Consider the following 6,905-nt stretch of genomic DNA (forward strand, 5'->3'; position numbering starts at 1 on the left):
GCAGCCACCCTGACCGGGGCTTACCCGCGGGTGGCTGCGTGATGCTGCTCGCTGGTCCGTCAGCCGCCTCTCGGCGAAGGGCCGCTCGTAGCGGCAGGTGGTGAGGCCCGGGGGCTTTGATGCGGAGCCAGCTGTCCGGTCCAACGAGGGCCCGGCCGAGTTCATTCCCGACGTCCGGACCGCGTACGTCAGACGAATCCGCAGCCATGGGTGCGAGCTCGCATGACGCAGGCGGCGGATCAGGCGCAGGGCGTGACCGCGCGGCCGCTCAGCCCAGCGCGCGGCGTACGGCGTCGAGCGCCTCGGCGTCGCTGACCCCGAGGGTCCGGACGACTGAGGCGTACGACGACGCGGCCTCACGCAGCGACCGCTCGACGCCGGACCCGGCGACGAAGGTGCCGGCCCGCCCGCGGGTCTCGACGACGCCGAGGGCCTCGAGCTCCTTGTAGGCGCGGGCGACCGTGTTGGCGGCGAGGTCGAGCTCGGTCGCGAGCGAGCGCACGGGCGGCAGCCGGAAGCCGGGTTCCAGCTCACCGGCATCGACCCGGGCACGGATAGCCTCCCGCACCTGCTCGAAGGGCGGGACGCCGGACGAGGGGTCGACCATGATCCTCATGCGGCGGGTTCCATCCGCTCGAGCCACACCCGCTCGTAGCCCTCGAAGGCTTCGCGCCGGGTCTCCACCCACTCGTCGGCGGGGAACTGCGGGTAGTGCACGTCGCCCTCGGGCTCGAGGTCGACCTCCGTCAGCACCTGGTGGGTGGCGTGGGGCAGCAGCGCGGCGTACACCTCACCACCCCCGGCGACCATGAGGTCCCCGGGCTGCGACCGGGCGAGGTCGAGCGCCTCCTCGACCGTGTGGGCGACCAGCACGCCGTCGTGGCTCCACCCGGCGTGGCGGGTCAGGACGATCGTCGTGCGCCCGGGCAGCGGCCGCCCGATGGACTCGAAGGTGGTGCGTCCCATGAGCAGGGTGTGGCCCCAGGTGAGCTCCTTGAACTGGGCCTGCTCACCGGGGAGCCGCCACGGGATGTCGGGACCGTTGCCGATCACCCGGTTGCGGGCGTGGGCGGCGACGAGGACGACGCGCTGGTCGGGACGGAGCACGGGACCGACCCTACTGAGGGACGGTCCATGGGCCCTGTTCCGTGGGCCCGGGCCCTGTCACGGTGGAACGAAGAACCCCGACCCCTGGAGGCTCCGATGAGCACAGAGCACCCGACCTGCCCCGACTGCCACGCCCTCGTGGCCGACCTCACCGCCCACGAGCGGTGGCACACGCGCCTGGTGGCCGACGTCGCGAAGGCGGTCAGCCAAGCACTCGAACGTCGCTAGGACGCACTGGGCGCTAGACCGCGATGGGCGCCTTGATGCCCGGGTGGGGGTCGTAGCCCTCGACGGCGACGTGCTCGAGGTCGAACCCGTCGATCTCGGTGATCGTGGGGTCGAGCACGAGGCGCGGCAGCGGGCGCGGTTCGCGGGAGAGCTGGAGCTTCGCCTGCTCGACGTGGTTGAGGTAGAGGTGGGCGTCGCCCATGGTGTGCACGAAGTCGCCCACCTCGAGACCGGTCACCTGGGCGACCATGTGGGTCAGCAGCGCGTAGGACGCGATGTTGAACGGCACGCCGAGGAAGGTGTCGGCCGAGCGCTGGTAGAGCTGGCACGAGAGCCGCCCCGGTCCGGACTCCGAGGGGGCGACGTAGAACTGGAACATCGTGTGGCACGGCGGCAGGGCCATGTCGTCCACGTCGGCGACGTTCCAGGCCGAGACGATGTGCCGACGCGAGTCGGGGTTGGTGCGGATCCCCTCGACCAGCCGGGAGATCTGGTCGACGTGGCGGCCGTCGGGCGTCGGCCACGAGCGCCACTGGTAGCCGTAGACGGGACCGAGGTCGCCGTTCTCGTCGGCCCACTCGTCCCAGATGGTGATGCCGCGGTCCTGCAGCCACTTCACGTTGGTGTCGCCGCGGAGGAACCACAGCAGCTCACCGAAGACCGAGCGCGTGTGCACCTTCTTGGTGGTCACGAGCGGGAACCCCTCGGACAGGTCGAACCGCATCTGGTGGCCGAAGACGCTCAACGTGCCGGTGCCGGTGCGGTCGGTCTTCTCGACCCCCTCGTCGAGGATCCGCTGGAGGAGGTCGAGGTAGGCGCGCACGGGACGACTCTACGACCTCCCACGACCCTCCTACGTGCGCGGCACGCGCGCCTCGGCGACGACGCACACGACGTCGAAGGCGAGGTCCCCGTCCGGGTCCGCGCCGTCGCGCCACCGCGCGTCGAGGGCGTCGTACGCCGTCCGCACGCGGGCTCGCACGTCATCGGCCTGGTCGCGCCACAGCACGCCGAAGCTGCCGACCGAGGTCAGCCCCGCCCACAGGTCGTCGGCGGCCACGCGCCACCGCCACGCGTGCGTGCCGGCGTGGGTCACGGCGAGCCCGGCCTCCTCGAGGATCCCGGCCAGTCCGTGGGGCGAGCGCTCGAAGTCGCGCTCCGCAGGCAGTCGCGGCGACGGGGTACGGGTGGCACCGGCGGCGTCGAGCAGCTCGCTCCACATCACCGCCTGCGGCGGCGGGGTCGTGCCCCAGATCGTCGCGCGCACGGTGCCGCCCGGAGCGGCCACCCGCGCCAGCTCGCGCGCCCCGGCACGGGGGTCGTCCACGTGGTTGAGCACGAAGGACGCCGTCACGGTGTCGAAGCCGTCGTCGGCCAGGGGCAGGACCGGCAGGCCCGCGACCGCGACGTCGGCGCCGAGGGCGGCCGACGCCAGCGCCGCCATCTCCGGGTCGGGCTCGACCCCGACCGCGTCGTGCCCCGCCTCGCGGGCGGCGTGCACCAGCGCACCCGTGCCGCACCCGACGTCGAGCAGCCGGCCGCCTCGCGGCAGGTCGGCGAGCAGCACCGGGACGGCGCCGGCGCACAGGCCGGCGAAGCTGCGCGCGTAGGCCTGCGCCACGCCTGTCCAGAGTGCCTCAGCCACGAGGCGCGACCCTAGCGGCCGGGACCGTCGGGTCAGCGCAACCGGACCGTCCCGCCGGCGACGACGGTGACCGGCTGCTCGCACGTCCACTCGGTCGGGCACACCACCACGGCGCGGCGACCCGTCTCCGACTGCCGCAGCGCGTCCTGGGAGCCGGCGCGGCGCGCGGAGTCGACCAAGTGGGCCCAGCCCCCGCCGGCCAGGGGAACGCTCTCCACCAGCACGTCGTACGGGCCGATCCCGCGGACGGGTGGCGGGATCGGGACCGCGTCGAGGGTGTCCGGCGCCTCGTCGACCGGCTCGACCTCGCCCTCGGCGTCCACCCGTACGACCTCGCCGGACCGCAGCCGCGCGACCACGGCGGCACGGTCGGTGACGTCGGCGACGAACGTCTCGACCTCGGGGAGCTCGACCACCACGTCCTGCAGGTGGAGCTCCCCCTCGGCGTACCAGGCGACGGGCAGCGGGTTCGCCTCCTCACGCACGGCCGGCGGGTCCGGGCGCGCGGCCCACCACCCCCACCCCGCAGCGAGCACCGCCACGACCGCGAGGCCGATCACGCCGCGGCGCGCTCCCCGTCGACGACGCGCGGCGCGCAGCCGGTCCGCGCGCTCGAGCCACTCCTCCGGCCCGTCGCGGGGGTCGCGCGGCCGTACGGCGTGGGGCACCGGCTCGCCCGGCCGACCGGGCAGGGCCGCCCGGTCGCGCACCTCCGCCCACAGGGTGACGTCGACCTGCTCCTCGCGCACCCGGCGCTCCCACGACCGCCGGGCGGCCAGCAGCGCCTCGGCGACCGCGAGCCGCGCGCGATCGCCCGGGACGCCCTCGTCCTCGAGGGCGCCGACGAGGTCGGGCCACCGCGCGTCGACGTACGTCGCGAAGTCCGACCGGTCCGACACGCCTCAGGCGCTCAGCGACATCGGTCCGTAGACCTGCCGGTCGTGCTCGAACAACGTCACCGCGGCCACGCCGTGCTCGGCCAGGTCGGCCCAGATCTCGCCCACCCACGACTCGGCGTCGCCCTGGTTGGCGAAGCGCTGGTCGGAGTGGCCGGCCACCTCGAGGGCCTCGCCGGACGCGTCCTCCAGGCGCCACCACCACGGCCGCTCGGAGGCCGAGGGCTGGCGGAACGTCGGCGGCTGGCCGGGCAGCACGTCAGGACTCCTTCACCGAGGGGTCGACGAAGGGCGGCTTGACGAGCTGGAAGATCTCGCGCCGGCCGCGGATGTCGACGCCGACCTGAGCGTCCGCGGCGACCATGGTCGGGACCAGCGCGAGGCCGATGCCCTTCTTGAGCGTCGGGGAGAACGTGCCGGAGGTGATGTCGGCGAGCGGCACGTCGTGGGTGAGGGTGACGCCCATGCCTGGGCGCGGGATGCCGCGGCCGACAGCGATGAGCCCGCGCAGGCGCCGCTTCGGGCCTGCCTCCTTGACCGCGAGCACCGCGTCACGGCCCCAGAAGGCCTCCTTCTTCCAGCCCACGGCCCACGACAGCCCCGCCTCGACGGGGTTGGTGTCGAGGCTGATGTCCTGGCCGTGCAGCGGGTAGCCCATCTCCGTGCGGAGCGTGTCGCGGGCGCCGAGGCCGCACGCCGTGATGCCCCACTCCTCGCCGGCGGCCATGAGCTCGTCCCACAGCTGACCGGCCACGGAGTTGGCCACGACCAGCTCGTAGCCGCGCTCGCCGGTGTAGCCGGTGCGGCACACGACGACGCCGACGCCGGTGTCGCCGAGCTCGGCCTCGACGAAGGACATGTAGTCGTGGCCGGTCGGGAGCCCGACCTTCTCGAGCACCTCGTCGGAGCGGGTGCCCTGGACGGCCAGCACGGCGTAGTCGTCGTGGTGGCTGCGGACCTTCACCCCGTCGGGCGCCGCGGCGGTGAGGCGGGCCACCACCTCGGCGGTGTTGGCCGCGTTGGGGATCAGCAGCACGTGCTCGTCGTCGTGCCAGTAGGCGATGAGGTCGTCGACGATGCCGCCGGACTCGTCGAGGCAGAGGGTGTACTGCGCCTTGCCGGGCTCGATCTTGGCGAGGTCGTTGGAGAGGGTGGCGTTGACGAAGTCGGCGGCACCCGGACCGGACACCATCGCCTTGCCGAGGTGGCTGACGTCGAAGATCCCGACCGCCTCGCGGACGGCCGTGTGCTCCTTCACGACGCCGGTCGGGTACTCCAGCGGCATCGACCACCCGCCGAACTCGGCGAACTTCGCACCGAGGGCCTCGTGACGGTCGTGGAGGGGCGACTGCTTGAGCGATCCGGCCATGGCGCCGAACCTACCGCAGCACCGGAGCGTGTCAGGCCTCCCCTAACATGCCCCGGGTGACCTCCTACGCGCTCCGCAGTGCCAGCCCCGCCAAGACCCGAGCCGACGCCGTCGTCGTGGGAGTGGTCGCCGGCCCCAAGGGGCCGCGGCTGTGCGACGCCGCCGCGGACGTCAGTGCGGCGTACGGTCGCCGGCTCCGCCCCTTCCTCTCCACGATGGGGGTGACCGGCAAGGCCGGTGAGGCGGTCCGGACGCCGACGCGCGACGAGGTCAACGCGCCCCTGCTCGTGTTCGTGGGCCTGGGTGAGGACCCCACCGACCCCATCGCCGTACGCCGTGCCGCGGGCGTCGCGGCCCGCAACGTCCCCAACGCCGCGTCGGTCGCGCTCGCCCTGCCGAGCGAGACCCCCGAGCTGGTCGCCGCCGTGGTCGAGGGGCACCGCCTCGGCGGCTACACGTACACCGCCTACAAGTCGGCGAAGTCCGAGACCACCGAGCCCAACGACGTCGTCGTGCTCACCGGCATCGCCCGCCGCGCCGACGCCGTCGCGGCGCTCGAGCGCGCGGAGGTCCTCGCCGACGCCGTCGCGCTGACCCGCGACTGGGTCAACACCCCGCCCCGCGACTGCACTCCCCCGCTGCTGGCCGAGCTCGTCACGGCCGCGCACAAGGACGTCACCAAGGGACGCGGCGCGCCCAAGGTGAAGCTGGAGGTCTTCGACCACGAGCAGCTCGCGGAGATGGGCTGCGGCGGCATCCTCAGCGTCGGCGACTCCTCCGAGGCGCCGTCGCGGATGGTCAAGCTGACCTGGGCACCGCAGGACGCGGTCGCCCACCTCGCCCTGGTCGGCAAGGGCGTCACCTTCGACTCCGGCGGCCTCACCATCAAGCCGTCGTCGAGCATGGTCAACATGAAGGGCGACATGGCCGGTGCGGCCAGCGTCGTCGCCGCCACCCTCGCCGTCGCCCGGCTGGGCCTGACGGTCAAGGTGACCGCCTTCGCGCCGATGGCCGAGAACATGGTGTCGGGCACCGCCACCCGTCCCGGCGACGTCATCACCATGCACAACGGCTCCACCGTCGAGATCGCCAACACCGACGCCGAGGGCCGGATGCTGCTGGGCGACGCGCTGTCGCTCGCCGTGCTCGAGGAGCCCGACCTCGTCGTCGACATCGCCACCCTGACCGGCCACATGCAGCTCGCGCTGGGCGACAAGGTCGGGGCCGTGATGGGCACCGACGAGCAGGTGCAGGTCGTCCTGGCCGCAGGCCGGGCGGCCGGCGAGCAGCACTGGCCGATGCCGATCCCCGAGGAGATGAAGGAGCGCATCACCTCCTCCAAGGTCGCCGACCTCCTCCAGCACGACTGGGTGCGCTGGGGCGGCGGGCTCTACGCCTCGGCGTTCCTGCGCGAGTTCACCGGCGGGCTCCCGTGGGCCCACCTCGACATCGCCGGCAAGGAGATGAACCTCGGCAGCCCCTACGGCCACGTGCCCGCGGGCGCCACCGGCTTCGGGGTCACCACCCTCGTCGAGATCGCCCGCTCGCTCGCCGAGGGCGGGTCCCGGGACTGACCCGAGGGGCTAGGGCGTGTCTCCCTATTGGCGAAGCCAGATCGTGATGGCGCGCAGGACGACTCCGCCGCGGTAGACGACGGCTA

Annotated in this window: 9 protein-coding genes; 2 read left to right on the forward strand and 7 right to left on the reverse strand. The window is 73.5% G+C overall.

Features of this window, described 5'->3' with window-relative positions:
- Positions 1-268 precede the first annotated feature (268 nt).
- The gene (locus tag Q1B24_RS14775) at positions 269-616 is read right to left on the reverse strand and encodes a GntR family transcriptional regulator (RefSeq protein ID WP_299930171.1); all 348 of its coding nucleotides are present in this window, start codon (positions 614-616) and stop codon (positions 269-271) included.
- Positions 613-1,107, reverse strand: a complete 495-nt coding sequence (locus tag Q1B24_RS14780; protein ID WP_299930174.1) for a dihydrofolate reductase — start codon at positions 1,105-1,107, stop codon at positions 613-615. The genes Q1B24_RS14775 and Q1B24_RS14780 overlap by 4 nt, the downstream gene beginning before the upstream one ends.
- Before the next feature lie 96 nt (positions 1,108-1,203).
- Between Q1B24_RS14780 and Q1B24_RS14785 the strand changes: the two genes are divergently transcribed.
- Entirely contained in the window at positions 1,204-1,335 is a 132-nt protein-coding gene (locus Q1B24_RS14785) for a hypothetical protein (protein WP_299930177.1), read from the forward strand.
- A 13-nt stretch (positions 1,336-1,348) separates the two neighbouring features.
- On the opposite strand, the gene Q1B24_RS14790 is transcribed toward Q1B24_RS14785, so the two are convergent.
- Genes Q1B24_RS14790 through gcvT form a run of 5 tightly spaced genes read right to left on the reverse strand, consistent with a single transcriptional unit; the run spans position 1,349 to position 5,245 of the window.
- Positions 1,349-2,158, reverse strand: a complete 810-nt coding sequence (locus Q1B24_RS14790) for a thymidylate synthase (protein ID WP_299930180.1) — start codon at positions 2,156-2,158, stop codon at positions 1,349-1,351.
- A 30-nt stretch (positions 2,159-2,188) separates the two neighbouring features.
- Entirely contained in the window at positions 2,189-2,980 is a 792-nt protein-coding gene (locus Q1B24_RS14795) for a class I SAM-dependent methyltransferase (RefSeq protein WP_299930183.1), read from the reverse strand.
- A gap of 32 nt (positions 2,981-3,012) precedes the next feature.
- Entirely contained in the window at positions 3,013-3,879 is an 867-nt protein-coding gene (locus Q1B24_RS14800; RefSeq protein ID WP_299930186.1) for a hypothetical protein, read from the reverse strand.
- A gap of 3 nt (positions 3,880-3,882) precedes the next feature.
- Positions 3,883-4,134 carry a hypothetical protein gene (locus Q1B24_RS14805; protein WP_299930188.1) on the reverse strand — a complete coding sequence of 84 codons (252 nt, stop codon included), beginning with the start codon at positions 4,132-4,134 and terminating at the stop codon, positions 3,883-3,885.
- A gap of 1 nt (position 4,135) precedes the next feature.
- Positions 4,136-5,245: a glycine cleavage system aminomethyltransferase GcvT gene (gene gcvT, locus Q1B24_RS14810; RefSeq protein ID WP_299930191.1), complete on the reverse strand. Its 1,110-nt coding sequence runs from the start codon at positions 5,243-5,245 to the stop codon at positions 4,136-4,138.
- A 47-nt stretch (positions 5,246-5,292) separates the two neighbouring features.
- Here gcvT and Q1B24_RS14815 point away from each other — a divergent pair, with 47 nt between their 5' ends.
- Positions 5,293-6,819: a leucyl aminopeptidase gene (locus Q1B24_RS14815; RefSeq protein ID WP_299930194.1), complete on the forward strand. Its 1,527-nt coding sequence runs from the start codon at positions 5,293-5,295 to the stop codon at positions 6,817-6,819.
- Positions 6,820-6,905: the final 86 nt, after the last annotated feature.

The organism is uncultured Nocardioides sp. (assembly GCF_947488025.1).
GTDB lineage: Bacteria > Actinomycetota > Actinomycetes > Propionibacteriales > Nocardioidaceae > Nocardioides.